Consider the following 23,746-nt stretch of genomic DNA (forward strand, 5'->3'; position numbering starts at 1 on the left):
TCAAGCAATCTTGCGAGCGTCTTCCTTGCGCAGGATTTCCTCGACGTCCTCGGCAGAGAGGGTTTCGTGCTTCAATACGGCCGTGGCGAGGGCTTCCAGCTGGTTTCGGTGCTCGGTCAGGAAGTCCAGGGTAGCCCTCTCCAGCGCCAGCAGTTGGGACTGGATTTCCTCATCGATCATCTCGGCCATCTTTTCACTGAATTCCCTGGGCATGCCCATCTCCCGGCCAAGGAACACATGCTCTTCGCCAATGCTTAAGCCAAGGGGGCCGATTTTTTCACTCATACCCCACTGGCCGACCATTTTGCGTACCAGAGCAGTGGCTTCCTTCAGGTCATTCTGGGCCCCGGTGCTGACTTCACCATAAATCAGCTTTTCCGAACAGCGGCCACCAAACATCACCTTGATGCGATCCTTGAGGTAACTCTCGTTGTAGGTGTAGTGGTCTTCACGAGGCGTTTGTTCGGTCACCCCCATGGCCATGCCGTGAGGGATGATCGTTAATTTGGTGAGTGGGTCGGCGTTGGGCATGTAATAGGCCATGATGGCGTGGCCGCACTCGTGGTAGGCAACCGCCTCCCGCTCGTTGGGCGTGAGCTTGGTGTCCCGTTCTTCGCCGAGAATGATTCTGTCCCTTGCCAGCTCAAAGCAATGGGCGTTCACCTCGTGCAGGTTTTCCCGGGCTGCCGTCAGCGCGGCTTCATTCACCAGGTTTTTCAGGTCCGCCCCGGAGAAACCGATCGTGCGCGCTGCCAGTTGTTCCAGATCGACATCGTTTGCCAGTGGCACCTTGCGCACATGAACCTTCAGGATGGCCGCGCGGGCCTCCTTGTGGGGGCGGTCGAGGGTGATCTTGCGGTCAAAACGGCCCGGGCGGAGCAGGGCGCTGTCCAGAACGTCCGGCCGGTTGGTGGCAGCCAGTACCAGAACATTTTCGTGGGCCTCGAAACCGTCCATTTCCGTGAGGATCTGGTTCAGGGTCTGCTCTCTTTCATCATGGCCACCACCCAGGCCCGCACCACGTGATCGGCCAATGGCATCCAGTTCGTCGATGAAAATCAGCGCCGGCGCGTCTTTCCGGGCTTCCTTGAACATGTCCCGAACCCGCGCGGCGCCAACACCCACGAACATCTCGATGAATTCCGAGGCGCTGATGCTGTAGAAGGGCACTTCGGCTTCGCCGGCGATGGCCCGGGCCAGCAGTGTCTTGCCGGTGCCGGGCGGGCCGACCAGAAGCACGCCCTTGGGCATGACAGCACCCAGTGCCCGGTATTTTTCGGGAGATTTCAGGAAATCGATGATCTCGGCAATTTCCCGCTTGGCGGATTCAATGCCGGCGACATCATCGAGTGTTGCCGTCGAGGTTTCCTTCCGGGCCCGTCTTGCCTTGGAACGGCTGAAATCAAACGGCCCACCACCCTGGGTCATCCGCTTCTGGGCGGCGCCCCAGAACCAGAACATCAGGGCCAGCAGAAGGATCCAGGGCAGGAAGCCGCGGATCATTTCCTGCCACCAGGGTAGGCCGGAGGGGGTGGCCCGGATTACAACTTCGTGCTCTTCCAGCAGGTTGAGCAGGGCGGGGTCTTCCATGGGCGGGCGGATGGTCTGGAACCCCGGGGTGCTGGTCCGTGCGGGGCTGTCAGAGCTGAAGTCTGCAGCACCGCTGTCGGTAAACAGACCGGTGATGGATTCTTCTTTCAGAGTGACTTCCGCCACCTGATTGTTCATCACAGCGGTCTTGAATTCGGAATAGGCCAGGTCCTGAAGCCGGGGTTGTCCGCCGTCCTGAAGCCAGAGCACCATCAGGAAGATGGCGGCACTGAGCCACAGGAACGCAAACTGGTTCGGGATTGCCGGCTGTTGGTTCTGGTCCGGCTTCTGTTGCTGGTTGTCTGGCCCACCCGGTGCTGTCATCTCGGTCTCCGGTCGCCCTCCATGATCTTTGCCACGAAGACGGATTTTCCGTAAGTCTCGAATGACCATTTCATGGTATCCGAGAGCACGCCCATTACCTCATCATAGTCGCCGAAAATCTCGGTGCTCATTCGCCCCGGGTAGACTTCCAGTCCGGTCTGCTCCAGGCGCGCGATCAGGTCTTTGATTGGCTGCTTGTACTCCTCTTTCAGGGGATAGCAGCTCAGCTGTACAGAAAGATACATAAAGCCTCCTTTCAGGTCAGTGACCCTGGTCAATTGCCCGTTAATAGCCCATGGCCGACGAAGTGCTCCTCCTCGGGTCCGCGCCACCATTGAGAACACCGTCTTCGTCAATCAGGATGCTCTGGATGGCGCCCATGGCTGATCCGCCTACCACCTTATGCCCGCGTTCCTCCAGCAGTCGAATGGTGTCCGGGCTGATGCCCTGTTCGATCCGGATTTCATCCGGCAGCCACTGGTGATGCATGCGGGGTGCGCTCACGGCGGTTTGAACGTTCATGCCATGATCAATCACATTGAGGATCACCTGCAAGGTGGTGGTAATGATCCGGGAGCCCCCGGGGCTGCCGGTAACCAGAACGTTCTTGCCATCCTTTTTCACGATGGTGGGCGACATGGAGCTCAGCATGCGCTTGCCGGGCTCAACCTTGTTGGCTTCGCCGCCGATCAGACCATAAGCGTTGGGTACACCGGGCTTGGCGCTGAAGTCGTCCATTTCGTTGTTAAGCAGGAATCCGGCGCCTTCCACCGTAATGCCGGATCCGTAACTGAAATTGATGGTGTAGGTGTTTGATACCGCGTTGCCCCATTTATCCACCACGGAAAAATGGGTAGTTTCAGGACTTTCCCAGACAGCCGGCTGGCCGGGATTGATGTCGCTGGCTGGTCGTGCCCTGTCCGGATTAATGCCTTTGCGGAGTTCGTCTGCGTAGCCTTTGCTGGTTAACCCCGCCAGCGGCACCTCCACATAATCCGTGTCGCCAAGGTATTTTGAACGGTCGGCGTAGGCCAGTTTCATGGCTTCGGCCATGTGATGAATCGCATCAGCGGAGTTGTGGCCAAACTCGGCCATCGGGAAACCTTCCAGGATATTCAGGATCTGGACAATGTGGGTGCCACCGGAGGAGGGCGGCGACATCGAGAAAATATCGTACCCGCGATAGTTGCCGTGAACCGGCGCCCGAACAACCGGGCGATAGTCTTTGAGGTCCTGGCGCGTGATGAGGCCGCCATTTCGTTCCATTTCGCTGGCAATCAGATCGGCGGTTTCGCCTTCGTAAAAGCCTTTCACGCCATTGTCGGCAATGCGCTGGAGTGTTGCCGCCAGTTCCGGCTGTTGAAAACGTTCACCGGGCTGCCAGGCGCTGCCGTCTTCCTTATAAAAGGTGTCACGGGTGGCGGGCCATCGCTCGAGTCTCTCCCGGGCCTGCTCCAGACCTTCAGTAAAACGCTGGGGCACCACGAAACCCTCTTGGGCAAGCTTGATCGCCGGTGCCAGTGCTTGCTTCAGGGTAATGGTGCCGTGGCGCTCCAGCGCCAGTGCCAGGCCGGCAACCGTTCCTGGAACCCCTGCGGCCAGGTGGGTAAAACGACTGCGGTTCTTGACCACCTCGCCGGATTCGTCCTGGAACATGGTTTCTGTGGCGGCAGCTGGCGCTTTTTCCCGATAATCAATGGCTTCCGGATCTGAGCCGTCGCCCCTGGAAATCAGCATGAAACCGCCACCGCCAATGTTGCCGGAACGGGGCTGGGTGACAGCCAGTGCGAAACCGGCGGTAACGGCTGCATCGATTGCATTCCCGCCGTTTTTCAGCGCTTCCAGAGCCACCTCGGTGGCCAGTGTATGACTGGTGGCAACCATGCCGTGGGTTGCGGTAACCGGGTGAAACCGTTCACCCTCGAGAATGGCCTGTCCAAAGGCCGGCGCGGTGGTAATGAAGAAGGCCAGGGCGGCCGCAATCGAAAGGCGGCCTGAGCGCCCCTTGGAGACGTTTTTGATTGTGCGTTGGTAGAGGCCTCTGTCCATATCTCCATTCCTCGTTTCTGGCGTTCAGATAGGCTATGATAGCCGGTCATTTTCATAGGTGCGTACCGTTAACCTGCCGTTAATGTCGGCGGTGATTCCCCGATGTACCTGCTTTCCCGGATTTCAGTTAAGGAAAGGCTTTCATGGAGCATACCTATCGTCTTGTGATTTCCTGCCCCGACCGGGTGGGAATTGTTGCCAAGGTGAGTAATTTTCTGTCGACATACAATGGCTGGATTACCGAGGCGAGTCACCATTCCGACACGCAAACCGGCTGGTTTTTCATGCGGCACGAGATCAAGGCCACCTCGATACCGTTTGGTCTTGACCAATTCCGGGCGGCGTTCGAGCCGATTGCCCGCGAATTCAACATGAACTGGCACATCGCCGATTCGGCCCAGCCGAAGAAAGTGATCCTGATGTGCAGCAAGGAATCCCACTGTGTGGCGGATCTTTTGCACCGCTGGCACAGCAAGGAGATCAACGCCGAGATAGTGGCGGTCATCTCTAACCATGACGACCTGCGCCGGATGGTGGAGTGGCACGAGATTCCGTATCACCACGTACCGGTCAGCAAGGAAAACAAGGCAGATGCCTTCGCCCATATTGATGAGCTGTTCCAGAAATACGAAGCCGATGTGGTGGTGCTGGCGCGCTACATGCAGATCCTTCCCGGCGAGCTCTGTGAGAAATACTCCGGCAAGGTGATCAACATCCATCACAGCTTCCTGCCGTCCTTCGCCGGTGCTCGCCCTTATCATCAGGCCTACAGTCGCGGTGTTAAGCTGATTGGTGCCACCTGCCACTACGTGACCCAGGACCTCGACGAGGGCCCGATCATCGAGCAGGACGTTATCCGGATCACCCACAGTGACTCCATCGAGGATATGGTCCGCCTCGGTAAGGATGTCGAGAAGAACGTGCTGGCCAGGGGCCTGCGTTCTCACATCGAGGATCGGGTGATCACCTACGAAAACAAGACAGTGGTGTTTGATTAAGGCTGCCTCACAGTTGCCCCGGAGAGGGTGCGACTGTGGTAGACTTGGCGGCTTGTTGAAGAATAACTATGGGGCCCGGAAACGGCCCTGATACGACTTCCAGATAACGCAAAGGAACCTTTCTCGATGGGTGAGTTAGCCAAAGAGATCCTGCCGGTCAATATTGAAGACGAGTTAAAACAGTCCTACCTCGATTACGCCATGAGCGTGATCGTCGGGCGGGCGCTTCCGGATGTGAGGGATGGCCTCAAGCCGGTTCACCGCCGTGTCCTGTTCGCCATGTCCGAACTGAACAACGACTGGAACAAGGCCTACAAGAAGTCCGCCCGTGTTGTGGGTGATGTTATCGGTAAATACCACCCCCACGGTGACTCTGCGGTATACGACACCATCGTTCGTATGGCCCAGCCATTCTCCCTGCGGTATCCGTTGGTGGATGGCCAGGGTAACTTCGGTTCCATCGACGGCGACAACGCGGCCGCCATGCGTTACACCGAGATCCGCATGGAGAAGATTGCCCACTCCCTGCTGGCGGATCTGGATAAGGAAACCGTCGATTTCGTTGATAACTACGACGGCACCGAGCGGATTCCCGAGGTTCTGCCTACCCGGGTTCCCAACCTGCTGGTGAACGGTTCCTCCGGTATCGCCGTTGGTATGGCCACCAATATTCCGCCGCACAATCTCACGGAAGTCGTGAATGGCTGTCTGGCGCTGATTGATAACCCGGATTTGACCATCGATGAACTGATGGAATACATCCCGGGCCCGGATTTCCCGACCCAGGGCATTATCAATGGCCGTGCCGGCATCGTTGAGGCCTACCGTACGGGCCGTGGCCGCATTTACATCCGCGCCCGTCACGAGATCGAGCACGACAACAAGACCAACCGCGATGCCATCATCATCACCGAGCTGCCGTATCAGCTGAACAAGGCCCGCCTGATCGAGAAGATCGCCGAGCTGGTGAAAGAGAAGCGTCTTGAAGGTATCTCCGAGCTGCGGGATGAGTCCAACAAGGAAGGTATCCGGGTGGTGATCGAGCTGCGTCGGGGTGAGAACCCGGATGTTGTGGTCAACAACCTGTTTGCCCAGACCCAGCTTGAGACCGTGTTCGGCATCAACATGGTTGGCCTGATCAATGGTGAGCCGAAGACCCTGAACCTGAAGCAGTTGCTGGATGCGTTCGTTCGTCACCGTCGTGAAGTGGTGACCCGCCGGACCATTTACGAACTGCGCAAGGCCCGTGAGCGCGGCCATATTCTGGAAGGCCTGACCGTTGCCCTGGCCAACATCGACGAGATTATCGAGCTGATCAAGGCCTCGCCGTCTGCCGCCGAAGCCAAGGAAAAGCTGGTTGCCAAGGGCTGGTCCCCGGGCGATGTGATGGCCATGTTGGAGCGTGCCGGCCAGGACGCCTGCCGTCCGGATGACCTGCCGGAAATCTACGGTCTGCGTGAAGGTCTGTACCATCTGTCTCCGGAACAGGCCCAGGCGATTCTGGATCTGCGCCTGCACCGTCTGACCGGCCTCGAGACCGAGAAGCTGCAGAACGAGTACAAGGAAATTCTCGAGAAGATCGCCGATCTGCTCGATATTCTGGGCGACCCCGAGCGACTGCTTCAGGTTATCCGGGAAGAGCTGGAAGCGATCGTCAGCGAATTTGGTGACGAGCGTCGTACCGAAATCACCAGCTCCCGTCGCGACCTGACCATCGCCGACCTGATTGATGAAGAAGATCTTGTGGTGACCATTTCCCACAGCGGTTACGCCAAGACCCAGGCCGTTGAAGACTATCAGGCCCAGCGCCGTGGCGGTCGCGGCAAGGCAGCCACCTCCATGAAGGACGAAGATTTCGTCGAGAAGCTGCTGGTGGCCAACTCCCACGATACGATTCTGTGTTTCTCCAACCGTGGCAAGGTTTACTGGCTGCGGGTGTTCGAGATTCCACGCGCCAGCCGGGCATCTCGCGGTCGGCCCATGGTGAATATCCTGCCGCTGGAGGAAGGTGAGCGTATCACCACATTCCTGCCGGTTCGTGATTATCCGGAAGACCAGTTCGTCCTGATGGCCACCTCTGCCGGTGTGGTCAAGAAGACGCCGCTGCCGAACTTCTCGCGTCCGCGCAGCACCGGTCTGATTGCCCTGTCCCTGGACGAAGGCGATACCCTGATCGGCGCGGCCATTACCAAAGGTGATGCCGAGGTCATGCTGTTCTCGACTGCCGGCAAGGCGGTGCGCTTTAACGAGGAAGCCGTTCGTCCCATGAGCCGGACCGCACGTGGTGTTCGCGGTATCAAGATGCCCGAAGGTCACCATGTGGTGTCGCTGATTATTCCGCAGGAAGGAGGGGTTATCCTGACCGCCTCGGAAAACGGCTACGGCAAGCGGACCGCCATTGACGAGTTCCCGACCTACAGCCGGGGCAGTCAGGGCGTTATTGCGATGCAGTGCTCCGAGCGTAACGGTAACCTGGTAACGGCCCTGCAGCTGTTCGAAGGCGACGAGATGATGCTCATCTCTGACAAGGGCACGCTGGTTCGTACCCGGACAGACGAAGTGTCGGTTCTGAGCCGGAATACCCAGGGTGTTCGCCTGATCAAGCTGAGCCAGGAAGACGAGCGCCTGGTGGGCGTTGAGCGAATCGCGGAAACCGACGACGAAGAGCTCGACAGCGAAGGCAATCCGATTGTTGCCGACGAGAGCCCGCAAGAAGGTGACGAAGGCGAGAGTGCCGGCGAAGAATAAGCCGGCACTTGCCACAGACAGATTCAGTAAGACGTGAGAGAAAGCAGCAACATGAGCAGGGCGTATAACTTTTGTGCAGGTCCGGCCACCTTGCCGGAAAGCGTGCTTCGTCAGGCGCGGGATGAAATGCTCGACTGGCGTGGTACCGGCATGTCGGTGATGGAAATGAGCCATCGCAGCGACGAGTTTGTCCAGATTGCCGAGACTGCTGAACAAGATCTGCGTGAACTGGCCGGCGTGTCCGACGACTACGCCGTTCTGTTCATGCAGGGCGGAGCGTCCAGCCAGTTTTCCACCATTCCCCTGAATCTGCTGGGCGAAAAAGGCTCCGCTGACTACGTGAACACCGGCATCTGGTCCAAAAAGGCCATTGCCGAGGCCAGTCGCTATGGCAAAGTGAACGTAGTGGCCAGTTCGGAAGACAGTGGCTTTACCACGATTCCGGACCAGACATCCTGGCAGAGCAGTGCTGACGCGGCGTACCTGCACTACACGCCCAATGAAACCATTGGCGGTCTGGAATTCGGTTTTGTTCCGGACAGCCCGGCGGTTCCGTTGGTGGCGGACATGTCTTCCACGATGCTTTCGCGGCCGGTGGATGTGTCGAAATTCGGTCTGATCTATGCCGGCGCCCAGAAGAATATCGGTCCCTCGGGTCTGGTGGTGGTAATTATTCGCAAGGATCTCCTGGGCAGGGCCCGCAAGGAGACACCGACCATGATGAACTACCAGGTGATCGCGGATAACGGTTCCATGTACAACACCCCGGCCACTTACTCATGGTACCTGGCCGGCCTGGTATTCAAGTGGCTGAAAGAGCAGGGCGGTGTGAAGGCGATGGGTGAGATCAACCTGCGCAAAGCCCGAAAGCTCTATGACTTTATCGATACCAATGAGTTTTACGCCAACCCGATTGACCCGCGCTTCCGGTCCTGGATGAACGTTCCATTCACCCTGGCTGATGACGCCCTGAATGGTGAGTTCCTCAAGGGAGCGGATGCCCGTGGCCTGTTGAACCTGGCCGGACATCGCTCGGTTGGCGGTATGCGTGCGAGCATCTATAACGCGATGCCCGAAGCCGGTGTCGATGCGCTGATTAACTACATGACCGAATTTGCGAAGGAGCGTGGCTGATCATGAGTGACGAGCAGGTTCGGCTCGGAGAGCTGCGGGACGAGATCGATCGGATTGATCAGAAGATCATGGAGCTTATCAGTGCCAGGGCCGCCTGTGCCCAGGAAGTAGCCCATGTGAAGATGACCGCCAGTCCGGGACAGGACGTCTTTTTCTACCGCCCGGAGCGGGAAGCCCAGGTACTTCGGCGCATCAAGGAGCAGAATCCGGGGCCGCTTTCCGGTGAGGAAATGGCGCGTCTGTTCCGGGAAATCATGTCCGCCTGTCTGGCGCTTGAAAAGCCCATGCACATTGCCTTCCTGGGGCCCATTGGCACCTTTACCCAGGCGGCAGCGCTCAAGCATTTCGGTCACTCGGTGGTCAGCGTGCCACTGCCGGCTATCGACGCGGTGTTCCGGGAGGTTGAATCGGGAGCAGCGCATTACGGTGTGGTACCGGTCGAAAACTCCACCGAGGGAATGATCAACCATACCCTGGATATGTTTATGTCCTCGCCGCTCAAGATCTGCGGTGAGGTTCAACTGCGGATCCACCATCATCTATTGGTGTCTCCGAAGCACGGCGACCAGGAAATCACCCGGATTTATTCCCATCAACAGTCCTTTGCCCAGTGCCGGCAGTGGCTGGATACCCATCGCTACGGTATTGAGCGGGTTACCGTTTCCAGTAATGCGGAGGCCGCCCGGCGTGCCGCCGAGGAGCCGGGAACAGCAGCCATTGCCGGAGATATGGCGGCCGAGCTCTATGGTCTGCAAAAGCTGGCAAACAGCATCGAGGATCGACCGGACAATACCACCCGATTCCTGATCATTGGGCGCGAGGAGGTGCCGGCCAGCGGTCACGACAAGTCGTCCATTCTGGTGTCCATGCGCAACAAGCCGGGGGCGCTGTATCAACTCCTTGAACCGTTCCATCGCCATGGCCTCAGCCTCACCAGGATAGAAACGCGGCCGTCGCCGAGCGGTACCTGGGCCTATGTGTTCTATATCGATTTCGAGGGACACATGGAAGACGAGCAGGTCCGTAAGGTGCTGGCGGAAGTGGACGAAGAGGCGGTTGAGCTCAAGCGTCTGGGCTCCTACCCGATTGGCGTGCTTTGAGTAGTTGCAACAGCCTTTTTGAGCAAAGAATGTCGAGGACAATGTATGGCGATTGATTACCAGAGTCTGGCGGTTCGCGGCGTGCAGGCGCTCTCACCCTACCAGCCTGGCAAGCCGATCGAAGAGCTGGCAAGGGAACTGGGTCTCAACCCGGCGGAAATCATCAAGCTTGCCAGCAATGAGAACCCGCTCGGGCCCAGCGAGAAAGCCCTTGAGGCGGCGCGGCAGGCGTTGTCGGAACTTTGTCTGTACCCCGACGGTAACGGATTCAACCTGAAACAGGCGTTGTCGAAGCGTCTCAACGTTGGAATGGATCAGATTACCCTTGGCAACGGCTCGAACGACGTTCTCGAAGTGATCACCCGCTGTTTCGCGGATGCTGATTCCGAAGTTGTTTTCTCCCAGTACGCATTCGCCGTTTATCCTCTGGTGACCCAGGCTATCGGCGCCAAGGGCGTTTCTGTGCCTGCCCGGGAATGGGGGCACGACCTGGATGCGATGGCCGAGGCGGTCACCGATCGTACTCGCCTCGTGTTTGTCGCTAACCCAAACAACCCCACGGGTACGGTTCACACAGCGGAAGCCATCGAGTCGTTCCTGAAAAAGATTCCCGAGAACGTACTTGTGGTCCTGGATGAGGCCTACTGCGAATACCTGACGGGTGATCAATACCCGGATGGCGTCGAACTGTTGGACCGCTTCCCGAATCTCATCGTTTGCCGCACGTTTTCCAAGGCCTGGGGGTTGGCCGCACTCAGGGTGGGGTACAGCATCTCTTCACCGGCCATTGCCGACATTCTCAATCGGGTGCGCCAGCCGTTTAACGTGGATACCGTTGCCCTGTCCGCAGCCACGGCTGTGCTTGAAGACGAGGAGTATCTCCAGCGTTCCCGCGATGTGAATACAGCCGGTCTGCGTCAGTTGCAGGACGCATTCGACCGGATGGGACTCAGCTACATACCGTCGGCCGGGAATTTCGTGGCCGTGGAAGTGGGAGAGCAGGCCATGGGCGTGTACCAGTCTCTGCTCGCTCACGGCGTGATTGTCCGGCCCATCGCGGGCTATGGCATGCCCCGGCATTTGCGGGTGTCTGTCGGCCTTCCGGAAGAGAACGAGCGCTTTATCGAGGCGCTGGCCCAGGCCCTGACCGCATCGGGGCTGAGCGACTGACATGGCGTCTTCCGAGCCTCTGTTCAAGCGGGTCGCGGTGATTGGTCTGGGGCTGATTGGCGGCTCACTGGCCAGCGCTATCCGGCGCAACGCGCTGGCGGACACGGTCGTTGGCGCGGACCAGCGTCATGAGGAACTGCAGCTTGGCAAAGAGCTGGGCGTGATCGATCACGCGGCCACGGCGGTGTCTGATGCCGTGCGGGGTGCCGATCTGGTTGTACTGGCTGTACCAGTCAGGGCAACCCGGGCGGTTCTTGAGCAGATTCGTCCCGCATTGGAACCGGACGCCATACTGACCGACGTAGGTAGCACGAAGTCCAGCTTCGTGAATGATGTTGAGGCCGTGTTCGGCAGTCTTACGCCCCGGGTCATTCCCGGCCATCCGATTGCTGGCTCCGAGAAAAGTGGCATTCGGGCGGCGAACCCCGAGTTGTTTGCCAACCACAAGGTGATTCTTACTCCGCCTGAAGACGTCAGTCAGCCGCATCTTGCCCGGCTCAGGGCCTTATGGGAGGGCTGCGGGGCCACGGTGCTGACCATGTCGGTGGCGTATCACGACGAGGTGCTGGCAGCCACCAGCCACCTGCCGCACCTTATCGCTTTCTCCCTGGTGGATACCCTGGCGGGAGAAGACGAAAATATGGATATCTTCCGGTACGCCGCTGGAGGCTTCAGGGACTTTACCCGGATTGCCGCCAGCGATCCGGTGATGTGGCACGATATCTTTCTGTCGAACCGCGATGCGGTTCTTCGCGTGATTGACCACTTTACCCACGACCTCGAACAACTGCGCACTGCCATTGCCAATCAGGACAGCGCCACGTTGTTGCGGGTTTTCAGTCGCGCCAAGGCGGCGCGTGAACATTTTTCGAAGATGCTCTCAGGACAGGCTTACGTGACAAACAACAGTGAAAAGCAGGTGACGTTCCGTCTTCAGCCCGGTGGCGCGATTACCGGTGATATCCGCGTTCCGGGCGACAAGTCGATGTCGCACCGTTCGATCATGCTGGGCGCCCTCGCGGATGGCGTAACCGAAGTGAAAGGATTTCTGGAAGGCGAGGACAGCCTGGCCACGCTTCAGGCGTTCCGTGACATGGGCGTGACCATCGAAGGCCCGGACGACGGTTTCGTGCGGATTCACGGCGTTGGCATGCACGGCCTCCAGGCCCCAAGGGGCCCGCTGTATCTGGGTAACTCGGGAACCGCCATGCGACTGTTTGCGGGGTTGCTGGCAGCCCAGCCCTTTGATTCCGAGCTGACCGGGGATGCGAGCCTCTCTGGCCGGCCAATGGGGCGCGTTGCCGATCCGCTCAGGGCCATGGGTGCGGTGATCGATACCGCAGAGGGTGGTCGCCCGCCGCTGAAAATCCGTGGCGGCCAGACGTTGCAGGGAATCCACTACGAAATGCCAGTAGCCAGTGCCCAGGTGAAGTCATGCCTCCTGCTGGCAGGTCTTTATGCCGAGGGCAGTACATCGGTCACCGAGCCTGCTCCCACGCGCGATCACACCGAGCGCATGCTGGCGGGCTTTGGCTACCACGTTCACCGGGACGGTGCGACGGCCAGCGTCAGTGGTGGCGGCAAGCTGACGGCAACCAACATTGATGTGCCTGCCGATATTTCTTCATCGGCGTTTTTCCTGGTAGCGGCGAGCATCGCTCCGGGCTCTGATCTGGTCCTGCGGCATGTTGGTATGAATCCGACCCGGGTCGGTGTGATCAACATCCTGAATCAGATGGGTGCCAACATCGAGATTCTGGACGAGCGCGAAATCGGTGGCGAGCCGGTTGCTGACCTGCGGGTCCGCTCAGCGGAGCTGCAGGGAATCGATATTCCGGAAGATCAGGTGCCCCTGGCCATTGACGAATTCCCGGTGCTGTTCATTGCCGCCACCTGCGCCAAAGGGCGCACGGTTCTGCGGGGCGCGGAGGAGCTTCGGGTCAAGGAAAGCGACCGCATTCAGGTAATGGCCGATGGCTTGGCTGCCCTGGGTGTGGAAACCACCGTAACCCCGGATGGCATCATCATTGATGGCGGGCAGACCATCGGTGGCGGTACCGTGAACAGCCACGGAGACCACCGTATTGCCATGTCTTTCGCAGTGGCATCGCTGCGCGCCGCGGGAGAGATCACAGTCACTGATTGTGCGAATGTGGCTACCTCTTTCCCGGGATTTGTGGAACTTGCGCAGGGAACGGGGATCAATATCTCAGCCGAGGGGGCTGAATAATGGTTGAAAGCAGTGCGCCGGTGATCACTGTTGATGGTCCTGGAGGTTCGGGTAAAGGCACGATCACCCAGATGCTGGCCCGAAAGCTTGGCTGGCACTTGCTTGACAGTGGTGCCTTGTACCGGCTGACGGCCCTGGCGGCGGTACGTCAGGGTGTGTCTCTGGATGACGAGGCTGGCCTGGTAAAGGTCGCCGCTGGACTCGATGTGTCGTTTGAGCCCACGCCTGCAGGCGAGCCGGTCAAGGTTATTCTGGCAGGGCAGGATGTGACCGCAGATATACGTACAGAGTCGGCTGGCGATAATGCCTCGAAGGTGGCCGTGATTCAGTCGGTCCGGGACGCTCTTTTGCAGCGCCAGCGCGACTTCCGGCAGACGCCGGGCCTGGTGGCCGATGGTCGCGACATGGGGACGGTGGTGTTTCCGGATGCCCCGGTAAAAATCTTCCTGACGGCAAGCGCCGAGGAGAGGGCCCAGCGGCGCTATAGCCAGTTGAAGGACGCGGGTGTCGATGTTAATATTGACGCCCTTTTAGAGGAGATACGGGTTCGTGATGAACGGGATATGAACCGTTCCGCAGCCCCTCTCAAGCCCGCGGATGATGCGCAAGTCATTGATTCTACGGGGTTGAGTATAGAAGAGGTGTTGGACAGGTGTATGGCCGCAGCTGGTCAGGCCTGACTACACCTTTTTGTCGTTGAAATGCCGGATGTAGCGCTATCTGCCAGCCACAGGCTTAGTCCGGAACTTGTTAACAGACCGTGTTGCTGGTGGCACGGAGTACACTTGCGTTGATCATATAGGACTCATAATGAGCGAGAGCTTTGCGGATCTTTTTGAAGAAAGCCTGAAAGAAATTGACATGCAGCCAGGTTCCATCGTCCAGGGAACCGTTGTAGACGTCGATAACGACTGGGTCACCGTTAACGCCGGACTGAAGTCTGAAGGCGTTATCCCCGCCTCCCAGTTCCTTAACGAAAAAGGCGAGTTGGAAATTGCTATCGGCGACGTTGTCGATGTAGCTCTCGACGCTGTGGAAGACGGCTTCGGTGAGACCCGTCTGTCCCGTGAAAAGGCCAAGCGTGCAGAAGCCTGGAAGGTACTCGAAAAGTCCTTCGAAGCTGAGGAAGTGGTTAAAGGTATTATCAATGGTAAGGTCAAGGGTGGTTTCACCGTCGATCTGGCCGGTATTCGTGCCTTCCTGCCTGGCTCGCTGGTAGACGTTCGTCCGGTTCGCGATACCGCGCACCTGGAGAACAAAGAACTCGAATTCAAGGTTATCAAACTCGACCAGAAGCGTAACAACGTGGTTGTTTCCCGCCGCGCCGTTCTGGAAGCTGAGAACAGTGCCGAGCGTGAAGCTTTGCTGGAAACCCTGACCGAGGGTATGGAAATCAAGGGTATCGTCAAGAACCTGACCGACTACGGCGCGTTCGTAGACCTGGGTGGTGTTGACGGCCTGCTGCACATTACCGATATGGCCTGGAAGCGCATCAAGCATCCGAGCGAAATCGTGAATGTTGGCGACGAAATCAGCGTCAAGGTCCTGAAGTTCGACCGTGAGCGTAACCGTGTTTCCCTCGGCCTCAAGCAGCTGGGCGAAGATCCCTGGGTTGATATCAAGGGTCGTTACCCGGAAGGTTCCAAGGTCAAGGCACGCGTTACCAACCTGACCGACTACGGCTGCTTTGCTGAGCTGGAAGAGGGTGTTGAAGGTCTGGTTCACGTTTCCGAAATGGATTGGACCAACAAGAACATCCATCCGTCCAAGGTTGTCCAGGTAGGCGACGAAGTGGACGTGATGATTCTGGACATCGACGAAGAGCGTCGTCGTATCTCCCTGGGTATCAAGCAGTGTGTATCCAACCCGTGGGAAGATTTCTCCAGCAACTTCAACAAGGGCGATCGCATCTCCGGTAAGATCAAGTCAATCACTGACTTCGGTATCTTTATCGGTCTGGATGGCGGCATCGACGGTCTGGTTCACCTGTCTGATATCAGCTGGAACGAGACTGGCGAAGAAGCGGTTCGTGAATACAAGAAGGGTGACGAAGTTGAAACCGTTATCCTGTCTGTTGATCCGGAGCGTGAGCGTATCTCCCTGGGTATCAAGCAGCTCGAGAGCGATCCGTTCGCCGAGTTCGTACAGCTGAACGACAAGGGCTCCATTGTTAAGGGCACCGTGTCTGCTGTAGATGCCAAGGCGGCTACCATCGCCCTGAACGACGAAGTTGAAGCGGTACTGAAAGCCTCTGAAATCAGCCGTGACCGTGTTGAAGATGCACGCAATGCGCTGAAGGAAGGCGAAGAAGTTGAAGCGAAGATCATCAGCATCGATCGCAAAAACCGCATCATCAACCTGTCTGTGAAGTCCAAAGACGTTGAGGACGACAAGCAGGCCCTGGAAAACGTGCGGACCAAGACTGCCGAAACTTCTTCTGGTGCGACCACCATCGGTGATCTCATCAAGGAGCAGATGCAGCAGCAAAACGCCAACAAGGACTAATCGTCCGGTTGGTATGAAAAAAACGGGCTCTAAGAGCCCGTTTTTTTTGTGTTTTTTTCTGGTTTGGCTAAACTAGGTAGTCATGGGAATCCGGTAACCGACGGCCGAATAAAAACGAAAGAGGGAAACGCCTCATGACAAAGTCCGAACTGGTCGAGCTGATTGCTTCGAAGCAGACACAGCTCTCCGTTAAAGATGTCGAACTGGCTGTAAAAACCATCATTGAGCACATGTCCCAGTCGCTTGCCGATGGTCAGAGAATAGAAATCCGGGGATTTGGCAGTTTTTCCCTTCACCACCGGGCCGCGCGTACCGGGCGCAATCCGAAAACCGGTGAGGCTGTCCAGCTGCCAGCCAAGTATGTACCGCACTTCAAACCCGGTAAGGAATTGAGAGAGCAGGTCAACGACAGCTTGAAGAAAGGCTTTTAACAGCTGCTCAGGGAACGCGTATAATTTGGGCCCTCAGGCCCCTTGGGAGTGCTATCGCTATGGCAGGATTGCAGAAGATCCTCATTATTCTGTTGGTTTTGGTCCTGGTTCTGCTGGCACTGGTATTCTCGCTCAACAATCAAATGGCAGTCTCCCTCAACTTCCTGCTGTTTGAGACCCAACCCCATGGCGTTGCCGTCTGGATTATCATGGCATTTGTTGTCGGTGCCCTCGTAGGCGTGCTGATGACCATGCTGGCCACCGTTCGAACCTCGGTGTCCCGGCGAACCCTTCAGAAACGACTTGATCGCGCCGAGCAGGCATTGGAGAAATCCAGGGCCCAGAACGACCGGACTCTTTAATGGATATCGTACTTCAGTGGCTGCTGCTCACTGTCGCAGTCGCCGTTGGCTGGCTTGTGGGCCGGCTGGGAAGCAATGACAATCGATCCGGCAAAACGATTTCCGACGAGGAATCGGTTAAGGACCGTCTCCAGTTTCTGTTCACCAACTATTCCGACCAGGCCGTTGAAAACTTCGTTCAGTCCCTTGCGGTAAACAAGGACACCGTCAGTTTGCACCTGTCCATCGGAAGCCATTTCCGTAACAAAGGTGAGACGGACCGCGCCATACTGATCCACCAGAATCTTCTGGCCAGGCCCGAGTTACCTCCGCGTTTCTCGCCACAGGTCACCCTTGAGCTCGCCCGGGATTACCTGAATGCCGGTCTGCTTGACCGTGCTGAGGCACTGCTGCATCAATTGATGGGTGACAAGGAGTATGGGCGGCATTCCTCGCAACAGCTTATTGATCTCTACCAGCAGGAGAAGGAGTGGGCTAAAGCAGCCGAGGTCGCGCGAGCGCTTACCCGGGGCGATGCCGACCCGGCCATGTTCAAGGTGCTGGCCTATTTAACCTGTGAGCTGTCCGAAGAGTCCCTGAAGCAGGACGACCGGTGGGCTGCGCAGAAGCTGGCCAGGGAAGCGCTCGATTACGATCGCTCCTGTGTTCGGGCCAACCTTATTCTGATGAAGCTTCTGGTTCGTCAGGGCAGTTACCGAGAGGCCAGCAACCAGTGCCTCAAAGTGTTCGAGCAGAACGCCGAGTTCGGGCCGGAAGCCATCGACCGCTTGATGAAGCTCGAGCACGAGCATGGTGACATCGGGCGCCTGGCGAAAAAGCTACGCAAGCTTTATGAAAGCTATCCGAGCACCAGTCTCCTTCTGGCCCTTGTCGAGTCCGTCGAGCGTGCCTCGGGGCGTCCTGCAGCCATCGATTTGCTCAGGCAGGAACTGGAAACACGCCCGAGTGTGCGCGGCCTGCTCAGACTGGTGGAAATGGCCGGCTACGAAAAGGGCATGACCACCGATGAGGGCCGGCTGGTGAGCCGCATCGGTCACCTGATACTTGCCAACCGTCCGGTTTATCGCTGTGTCAGTTGTGGTTTCTCAGGTCGTCAACTTCACTGGCTGTGCCCGAGTTGCAAGCAGTGGGAAACCGTCCGCCCGATTCAGGGTGTTGAAGCCGAATAAACCTTTACCGAATCTCCGCAGGAAAAGTGAACGTGCAAACCGCTAACGATCCGAAGATCATCGTCGCCCTCGATTTTCCGTCCCAGAATCCGGCCCTTGAGCTGGTCGACAAACTGGACCCGGCCAAATGTCGCCTGAAAGTGGGCAAAGAGCTGTTCACCCGCTCAGGCCCGCAATTGGTGGAAGGACTTCAGAAGCGTGGATTCGACGTATTCCTGGACCTGAAATTCCATGACATCCCGAACACCACCTCAGCTGCCGTCGCAGCTGCTGCTGACCTTGGTGTCTGGATGGTCAACGTACACGCCTCCGGCGGTGAAAAAATGATGACAGCCTGTCGGGAGCGCCTGGAAACCTTCGGCGCGGATCGCCCGTTGTTGATCGCTGTCACCGTCCTCACCAGCATGAACGCCGACGACCTGGCCGGTATCGGCATCACCGATTCCCCGGAAGCCCAGGTATCCCGCCTGGCAACCCTCACCAAAAACTGCGGCCTCGATGGCGTCGTCTGCTCCGCGCAAGAGGCACCGAAGCTCAAAGCCGAGCAGGGCGGCGACTTCAAGCTGATCACGCCGGGTATCCGCCCGTTGACTGCCGATAGAGGTGATCAGCAGCGCATCATGACGCCCACAGATGCCCTCAAAGCCGGATCTGACTACCTGGTAATCGGCCGTCCCATTACCCAGGCAACTGACCCGTTGGCTGCCCTGGAGGCTATTCACGCTGAGGTTACCGGCGCCTAGTTTCTCTATTTTTGCCTGGCTTGGGCTCCTAGCTTGCATGGTTTGGAGTCTGGTGGTGTGGGGCCTCCCTCCCAAAAACCGCTACGAGCACATCCATGTGCGCTTGGCTGTGGCCATCCTTGGCCACAGACATTTTTGGGAGGGAGGCCCCACACCACCTCTTCGGACTTCTCAGAAATATCCGACCTACCGCTTATCCATTTCCAAAAGGTTCGTCGTTGTTTGAGAACGCCTGAATGGTCAGAACGGTGTGGCTGTTATGGCTTTCCAAAACTGTAGAGGGCCATGGACGGCCCGAAACAAGCGCACACGGACGTGCTTGTAGCGTGTTTTGGAAAGCCATGACAGCCGCACCGCTCCCGCCAACGAGCAGGCTAGGGCAGGAGTATGCATCACCACCTAAGATGTGGTTAAAAACGTAATGCAAAAAAGAAGGCAATAAAAAACCCGCTAACTCAGAGAGTTAGCGGGTTTTCAGAATAGTGGCTCCCCGAGCTGGGCTCGAACCAGCGACAAACGGATTAACAGTCCGTTGCTCTACCAACTGAGCTATCGGGGAACGTCGTCGTGTGACGAGGCGCGTATATTAAGTTGGCTATACCGCCCCGTCAACCCCTGGCCAGAACTTTTTAGCCGAGCGCTTTCTGCAGGCGCTCAATGGCCTTTTCCAGATTGTCCATGCTGGTGGCGAAGCTCAGTCGCATGTGGCCCGGGCAGCCGAAGGCGGAGCCAGGGACCAGTGCCACGCCGGCGTCGGTCAGCAGTTTCTCGGCGAATTCAACGTCGGTGCTGACGCTGGAATCGGCATCGATGGCGCCCTGGAAGCTGGGGAACACATAGAAGGTTCCGTCGCCATTCAGGCACTCAACGCCCGGGAGCTTGTTCAGAGCGCCCACGAGCCAGTCATGACGTTCTTTGAATGCCTTGACCATCTTGCCCACGCAGGCCTGATCACCGTCCAGCGCAGCCTGCGCCGCCGCCTGGGAGATGGAGGCGGGGTTGGAAGTGCTCTGAGACTGGATCTTCTTCATGGCGCCGATGATTTTCGCCGGGCCGGCGGCGTAGCCGATGCGCCATCCCGTCATGGAGTAGGCTTTGGAAACGCCGTTCAGAACGAATGTGCGGTCGTAGAGCTCAGGCGTGGCGTTCAGGATGTTGCAGAACGGCTTGCCGGTCCAGAGGATCGGCTCGTACATGTCGTCCGTGGCGATCATGATGTTCGGGTGTTTCTTCAGCACCTCGCCGATGGCCTGCAGCTCTTCCAGGGTGTAGGCCATGCCGCTCGGGTTGGAGGGGCTGTTGATCACGAACAGGCGGGTACGCTCGGTGATGGCGTTTTCCAGCTGTTCCGGAGTGATCTTGAATCGTGTCTCGGCGCCGGTTTCGATGATGACCGGTTTGCCCTCGGCAACCAGTACCATGTCCGGGTAGGAAACCCAGTAGGGTGCCGGGATGATGGCTTCGTCACCGGGGTTCAGTGTGGCAAGTGCGAGGTTGAAAAAGCTCTGTTTGCCACCACTGCTTACCAATATCTGGTTCGCTTCGTAATCCAGGCCGTTGTCCCGTTTGAACTTCGCAATAATCGCTTTTTTCAGGGCGGGCGTACCATCCACGGCGGTGTACTTGGTCTGGCCGTTGTTGATGGCTTCAATGGCTGCCTGTTTGATGTGATCAGGTGTGTCGAAGTCCGGCTCGCCGGCACCCAGGCCGATAATGTCCTGGCCTGCTGCGCGGAGTTCCGCGGCCTTGTTGGTGACTGCGAGGGTGGGAGAGGGCTTGATAGCCTGTACTCGGCTGGAAAGTTGAAGGTCCAAACTTGCGCTCCTTAAAGCTGCGTCTGATAGGGCTGCGACCGCCGGGTGCCAGAGCTGCTGGCTGATTTCTGCCCAGCCGTCGATCGCACTGATGGTATCATGAAGCCAGTGTATCGCTAAATTTCTCTAATGGTAGGGACCATAACGCCCCTGCCTCGGTTTTACCGGAGGTTTTCGCCAGTTATGGCCAGTAATCAGGCAAACGTTTCCGCAAGGGAAGGTGTGTTCAAAGTAGATTCACCGTTCCAGCCAGCCGGCGATCAACCCAAGGCGATCGAGGGGCTGGTGGATGGCATTCACTCCGGTCTCGCACACCAGACCCTGCTGGGGGTAACCGGCTCCGGTAAAACGTTCACTATCGCCAATGTGGTTCAGGAGGTTCAACGGCCAACGATCATCATGGCCCACAACAAGACGCTGGCAGCCCAACTTTACGGTGAGTTCAAGGAATTCTTTCCGGACAACGCCGTGGAGTATTTCGTCTCGTACTACGACTACTACCAGCCCGAGGCCTACGTGCCCTCGTCGGACACGTTTATCGAAAAAGACGCGTCCATCAACGAGCACATCGAACAGATGCGTCTGTCTGCCACCAAGGCGTTGTTGGAAAGACCGGACGCCATTATCGTGGCAACGGTTTCGTCCATCTATGGTCTGGGTGATCCCCAATCCTATCTGAAGATGATGCTGCACCTGGATCGGGGCGATCAGATTGACCAGCGGTTTATTTTGCGGCGCCTGGCCGAGCTTCAGTACACCCGGAATGACGTTGAGTTCCACCGGGCCAATTACCGTGTTCGAGGCGATGTGATCGATGTGTTTCCTGCGGAATCCGAGAAAGAGGCGATCCGCATTGAGCTGTTCGATGATGAGGTGGAGAATCTCAGCTATTTCGACCCTCTGACTGGCGAGGTTCTTCGCCGTGTGCCCCGGGTCACGATTTACCCGAAATCCCACTATGTCACGCCCCGGCAGACGGTTCTGGATGCAGTTGAGCACATCAAGGTGGAGCTGGATGAGCGGCTGCAGCAACTACGGGACAACAACCGCCTGGTGGAAGCGCAACGCCTGGAAGAGCGCACCCGGTACGACATCGAAATGATGCTGGAACTAGGCTATTGCAACGGCATCGAGAACTACTCGCGCTATCTATCCGGTCGCCGGCCCGGTGAGGCACCGCCGACACTGTTTGATTACCTGCCGCCCAACGCTTTGCTGGTGGTGGACGAGTCCCACGTAACCATTCCCCAGATCGGCGCCATGTACAAAGGTGACCGTTCCCGCAAGGAAACGCTGGTCGAGTATGGATTCCGCCTGCCATCGGCGCTGGATAACCGGCCCATGAAATTTGAAGAGTGGGAGCGGATTGCACCGCAGATGATTTTCGTATCGGCTACGCCGGCGAACTACGAGGCCGAGCACGCCGGGCAGGTAGTGGAGCAGGTGGTTCGACCCACCGGCCTGCTAGATCCGGAAATCGAGGTGCGCCCGGCCTCTACCCAGGTGGACGACCTGCTTTCCGAGATTAATGCCCGGGTGAAAGTTAAGGAACGGGTTCTGGTGACAACGCTGACCAAGCGCATGGCGGAGGATCTGACCGACTTCCTGATGGAACATGATATCAAGGTTCGCTACCTGCATTCGGACATCGATACCGTAGAAAGGGTGGAAATCATCCGGGATTTGCGGCGAGGTGAATTCGATGTACTGGTGGGGATCAACCTGTTGCGGGAAGGTCTGGACATGCCCGAGGTATCTTTGGTGGCCATCCTCGATGCTGACAAGGAAGGGTTCCTGCGGTCGGAACGTTCATTGATACAGACCATTGGCCGTGCCGCGCGGAATGTTCACGGTAAAGCCATTCTCTACGGCGACCGAATCACAGGTTCCATGCAAAGAGCCATTGATGAAACCGAGCGCCGGCGCGCGAAACAGCAGGCCCACAATGACGAATTCGGCATCACGCCCCAGGGCCTGAACAAGAAGATTGCGGACATCATGGAAGGTGCAGCTGGCGGTGGTCGAGGCCGTCGCAAGGCCGAGCGCCCGGGACAGAAAGCGGCGGAAGAGGCAGAGCAATACAGGGCGAAAACCGGAAACCGGTCGCCGGAGGAAGTTCTCAAAGAAGTGTCGCGGCTGGAGGACGAAATGTACAAAGCCGCGTCCGAGCTGGATTTCGAGACGGCGGCCCGTCTTCGGGACGAGATTGCCGAGCTGAAGGAGGCGGCCCTTCGGACCGCATGATCAGGCCGGCCGCTTTGGCCCCACGATGACTGCGGCCTGCAAGGGCTGGTTCCTGCCATAGCGGGAGATCTGGCTGAACACCCTTCGGTCGACCGGCAGGTATTGTTTGTCGACCACTGTTTCGCCCGCCTCGGCGTCGATTTCCGGATCGTGCAGGTACACAAACTGGTCATCAATCGCGCACACCGTCACCCAGTGGGGAACGCGGCTGCGGTTCAACTGCCAGGTGCTGATCAGGATGACCGGAACTCGCCCTTCGTGGAGGGCTTCCTCCATGGCTTCGAGGGTCAGGGGATCATGGTGCAGCTGGATGTCAGTCTGGCCGATGTCATGAAGAAACCCCTCATGGACCAGTTCCAGAACGCGTTTCTTGTCCTCGCTTCTGACGGTGTCCTTGAACAGCGCACCTTCCATACTGATCCACGCGCTGGCTTCAAAGCCCCGGTTCCAGGCAGCCAGTGCCAGTCCATGTGGGCCGCAGCCACCATGGCCGGCCAGCATGAATATGGTGGTCGCCTCCCGCCAGAGTTTGAGCTCCTCGAGAGTTGTGAGCGGTTGCTGCTCATCCAGGGCGGCCATGGCCATGATCAGTGCGGCGGGGCCACAGGAAAAATCCGTGGTCTGTGGGTAGTAGGGGACAGCCGGAAATTCCCTTGAAGGCTCGTAGAAGAGAATCCGGCGCTCAAAGCGCAGGGCGTCGCCATGGTCCTCATAGTAATCCCGATAGGTGCCAAACTGGCGGTAGCCCAGCCGACTGTAAAGAGCGATCGCGCCCTTGTTATCTTCACGGACTTCCAGGCGCATGATGATACGGCCAGCGTCCACCGCTTCGGATTCCGCCTCACGCACCAGTTTCTCGCCCACACCCCGGCCCCGAACAGTCGGTGACACCGCGATGGAGTAGATCCGCGCCAACCGGGTAGCAGCGCTCATCAGGACCAGACAATAGCCCACCAGTTCGCCATCGGCTTCGGCGATTATCAAGCGGTCCCTCGGCATCTCCAGGAAACGGCGAAAGCTGCGCCTGGAAAGTCGGTCCTCTGTGAAACACCGGTTTTCAAGCTCAACCAGGGCGTTGAGATCCTTGCTGGTGGCTTGTCGTAGCTGGAAATCAGGCATTGAGATGCGGCCTTGA

Annotated in this window: 18 protein-coding genes and 1 tRNA gene; 13 read left to right on the plus strand and 6 right to left on the minus strand. The window is 58.0% G+C overall.

The annotated features are described in order from the left end of the window. Genes ftsH through ggt form a run of 3 tightly spaced genes read right to left on the minus strand, consistent with a single transcriptional unit; the run spans position 1 to position 3,963 of the window. The gene (gene ftsH / locus SIC15_RS08135; RefSeq protein WP_412537416.1) at positions 1-1,914 is read right to left on the minus strand and encodes an ATP-dependent zinc metalloprotease FtsH; all 1,914 of its coding nucleotides are present in this window, start codon (positions 1,912-1,914) and stop codon (positions 1-3) included. Beyond that, positions 1,911-2,159: a thiamine-binding protein gene (locus SIC15_RS08140; RefSeq protein ID WP_069184601.1), complete on the minus strand. Its 249-nt coding sequence runs from the start codon at positions 2,157-2,159 to the stop codon at positions 1,911-1,913. The genes ftsH and SIC15_RS08140 overlap by 4 nt, the downstream gene beginning before the upstream one ends. 40 nt (positions 2,160-2,199) lie before the next feature. After that, the gene (ggt, locus tag SIC15_RS08145) at positions 2,200-3,963 is read right to left on the minus strand and encodes a gamma-glutamyltransferase (protein WP_412537417.1); all 1,764 of its coding nucleotides are present in this window, start codon (positions 3,961-3,963) and stop codon (positions 2,200-2,202) included. A 143-nt stretch (positions 3,964-4,106) separates the two neighbouring features. Here ggt and purU point away from each other — a divergent pair, with 143 nt between their 5' ends. From purU to pyrF, 12 genes are all read left to right on the plus strand, one after another. Continuing rightward, positions 4,107-4,961, plus strand: a complete 855-nt coding sequence (purU, locus tag SIC15_RS08150) for a formyltetrahydrofolate deformylase (RefSeq protein WP_069184603.1) — start codon at positions 4,107-4,109, stop codon at positions 4,959-4,961. 126 nt (positions 4,962-5,087) lie between these two features. After that, positions 5,088-7,709 (plus strand): DNA gyrase subunit A, encoded by a 2,622-nt coding sequence (gyrA, locus tag SIC15_RS08155; RefSeq protein WP_069184604.1) that lies wholly within the window; start codon positions 5,088-5,090, stop codon positions 7,707-7,709. 51 nt (positions 7,710-7,760) lie between these two features. Next, the gene (serC, locus tag SIC15_RS08160) at positions 7,761-8,843 is read left to right on the plus strand and encodes a 3-phosphoserine/phosphohydroxythreonine transaminase (RefSeq protein ID WP_412537418.1); all 1,083 of its coding nucleotides are present in this window, start codon (positions 7,761-7,763) and stop codon (positions 8,841-8,843) included. Between the two features lie 2 nt (positions 8,844-8,845). Then, positions 8,846-9,943, plus strand: a complete 1,098-nt coding sequence (gene pheA / locus SIC15_RS08165; RefSeq protein WP_412537419.1) for a prephenate dehydratase — start codon at positions 8,846-8,848, stop codon at positions 9,941-9,943. A 45-nt stretch (positions 9,944-9,988) separates the two neighbouring features. Then, positions 9,989-11,113, plus strand: coding sequence for a histidinol-phosphate transaminase (gene hisC, locus SIC15_RS08170; RefSeq protein ID WP_222464275.1), 1,125 nt, complete (start codon positions 9,989-9,991; stop codon positions 11,111-11,113). 1 nt (position 11,114) lies between these two features. Beyond that, a complete protein-coding gene (locus SIC15_RS08175) occupies positions 11,115-13,343 on the plus strand; it encodes a bifunctional prephenate dehydrogenase/3-phosphoshikimate 1-carboxyvinyltransferase (protein WP_412537420.1) in 2,229 nt (742 codons plus the stop codon). Further along, on the plus strand, positions 13,343-14,023 hold the full coding sequence (cmk, locus tag SIC15_RS08180; protein ID WP_136629720.1) for a (d)CMP kinase: 681 nt from the start codon (positions 13,343-13,345) through the stop codon (positions 14,021-14,023). Before SIC15_RS08175 ends, cmk begins: the two co-directional genes overlap by 1 nt. A 130-nt stretch (positions 14,024-14,153) precedes the next feature. Then, positions 14,154-15,848 carry a 30S ribosomal protein S1 gene (rpsA, locus tag SIC15_RS08185; protein WP_014576794.1) on the plus strand — a complete coding sequence of 565 codons (1,695 nt, stop codon included), beginning with the start codon at positions 14,154-14,156 and terminating at the stop codon, positions 15,846-15,848. Positions 15,849-15,982: 134 nt separating this feature from the next. Continuing rightward, positions 15,983-16,279, plus strand: a complete 297-nt coding sequence (locus SIC15_RS08190) for an integration host factor subunit beta (RefSeq protein WP_008172061.1) — start codon at positions 15,983-15,985, stop codon at positions 16,277-16,279. A 59-nt stretch (positions 16,280-16,338) separates the two neighbouring features. Beyond that, positions 16,339-16,641: a LapA family protein gene (locus SIC15_RS08195; RefSeq protein WP_064230620.1), complete on the plus strand. Its 303-nt coding sequence runs from the start codon at positions 16,339-16,341 to the stop codon at positions 16,639-16,641. Next, on the plus strand, positions 16,641-17,810 hold the full coding sequence (gene lapB / locus SIC15_RS08200; RefSeq protein ID WP_136629687.1) for a lipopolysaccharide assembly protein LapB: 1,170 nt from the start codon (positions 16,641-16,643) through the stop codon (positions 17,808-17,810). The genes SIC15_RS08195 and lapB overlap by 1 nt, the downstream gene beginning before the upstream one ends. A 32-nt stretch (positions 17,811-17,842) precedes the next feature. Beyond that, on the plus strand, positions 17,843-18,553 hold the full coding sequence (gene pyrF, locus SIC15_RS08205; RefSeq protein WP_136629688.1) for an orotidine-5'-phosphate decarboxylase: 711 nt from the start codon (positions 17,843-17,845) through the stop codon (positions 18,551-18,553). Between the two features lie 483 nt (positions 18,554-19,036). On the opposite strand, the gene SIC15_RS08210 is transcribed toward pyrF, so the two are convergent. Continuing rightward, a tRNA-Asn gene (locus SIC15_RS08210) sits at positions 19,037-19,112 on the minus strand. Between the two features lie 70 nt (positions 19,113-19,182). Continuing rightward, complete coding sequence (locus SIC15_RS08215) at positions 19,183-20,367, minus strand: pyridoxal phosphate-dependent aminotransferase (RefSeq protein ID WP_412537421.1); 1,185 nt, start codon at positions 20,365-20,367, stop codon at positions 19,183-19,185. A gap of 183 nt (positions 20,368-20,550) precedes the next feature. Between SIC15_RS08215 and uvrB the strand changes: the two genes are divergently transcribed. Next, positions 20,551-22,611, plus strand: a complete 2,061-nt coding sequence (gene uvrB, locus SIC15_RS08220) for an excinuclease ABC subunit UvrB (protein WP_412537422.1) — start codon at positions 20,551-20,553, stop codon at positions 22,609-22,611. Here the strand turns inward: uvrB and rimI are convergent, their stop codons facing one another. Beyond that, positions 22,612-23,730 (minus strand): ribosomal protein S18-alanine N-acetyltransferase, encoded by a 1,119-nt coding sequence (rimI, locus tag SIC15_RS08225; protein WP_412537423.1) that lies wholly within the window; start codon positions 23,728-23,730, stop codon positions 22,612-22,614. It abuts the gene before it with no gap. Positions 23,731-23,746 lie beyond the last annotated feature (16 nt).

Source organism: Marinobacter sp. MIT932201, assembly GCF_047123295.1.
GTDB lineage: Bacteria > Pseudomonadota > Gammaproteobacteria > Pseudomonadales > Oleiphilaceae > Marinobacter > Marinobacter salsuginis.

What these genes read in the sequence shown, in the direction of transcription:
- ggt (WP_412537417.1), bottom strand. Translation starts at nt 3,963, where the DNA reads ATGGACAGAGGCCTCTACCAACGCACAATCAAAAACGTCTCCAAGGGG.
- serC (WP_412537418.1), top strand. Translation starts at nt 7,761, where the DNA reads ATGAGCAGGGCGTATAACTTTTGTGCAGGTCCGGCCACCTTGCCGGAA.
- SIC15_RS08190 (WP_008172061.1), top strand. Translation starts at nt 15,983, where the DNA reads ATGACAAAGTCCGAACTGGTCGAGCTGATTGCTTCGAAGCAGACACAG.
- gyrA (WP_069184604.1), top strand. Translation starts at nt 5,088, where the DNA reads ATGGGTGAGTTAGCCAAAGAGATCCTGCCGGTCAATATTGAAGACGAG.
- lapB (WP_136629687.1), top strand. Translation starts at nt 16,641, where the DNA reads ATGGATATCGTACTTCAGTGGCTGCTGCTCACTGTCGCAGTCGCCGTT.
- rimI (WP_412537423.1), bottom strand. Translation starts at nt 23,730, where the DNA reads ATGCCTGATTTCCAGCTACGACAAGCCACCAGCAAGGATCTCAACGCC.
- uvrB (WP_412537422.1), top strand. Translation starts at nt 20,551, where the DNA reads ATGGCCAGTAATCAGGCAAACGTTTCCGCAAGGGAAGGTGTGTTCAAA.
- hisC (WP_222464275.1), top strand. Translation starts at nt 9,989, where the DNA reads ATGGCGATTGATTACCAGAGTCTGGCGGTTCGCGGCGTGCAGGCGCTC.
- purU (WP_069184603.1), top strand. Translation starts at nt 4,107, where the DNA reads ATGGAGCATACCTATCGTCTTGTGATTTCCTGCCCCGACCGGGTGGGA.
- SIC15_RS08195 (WP_064230620.1), top strand. Translation starts at nt 16,339, where the DNA reads ATGGCAGGATTGCAGAAGATCCTCATTATTCTGTTGGTTTTGGTCCTG.
- SIC15_RS08140 (WP_069184601.1), bottom strand. Translation starts at nt 2,159, where the DNA reads ATGTATCTTTCTGTACAGCTGAGCTGCTATCCCCTGAAAGAGGAGTAC.
- rpsA (WP_014576794.1), top strand. Translation starts at nt 14,154, where the DNA reads ATGAGCGAGAGCTTTGCGGATCTTTTTGAAGAAAGCCTGAAAGAAATT.
- ftsH (WP_412537416.1), bottom strand. Translation starts at nt 1,914, where the DNA reads ATGACAGCACCGGGTGGGCCAGACAACCAGCAACAGAAGCCGGACCAG.
- SIC15_RS08175 (WP_412537420.1), top strand. Translation starts at nt 11,115, where the DNA reads ATGGCGTCTTCCGAGCCTCTGTTCAAGCGGGTCGCGGTGATTGGTCTG.
- cmk (WP_136629720.1), top strand. Translation starts at nt 13,343, where the DNA reads ATGGTTGAAAGCAGTGCGCCGGTGATCACTGTTGATGGTCCTGGAGGT.
- pheA (WP_412537419.1), top strand. Translation starts at nt 8,846, where the DNA reads ATGAGTGACGAGCAGGTTCGGCTCGGAGAGCTGCGGGACGAGATCGAT.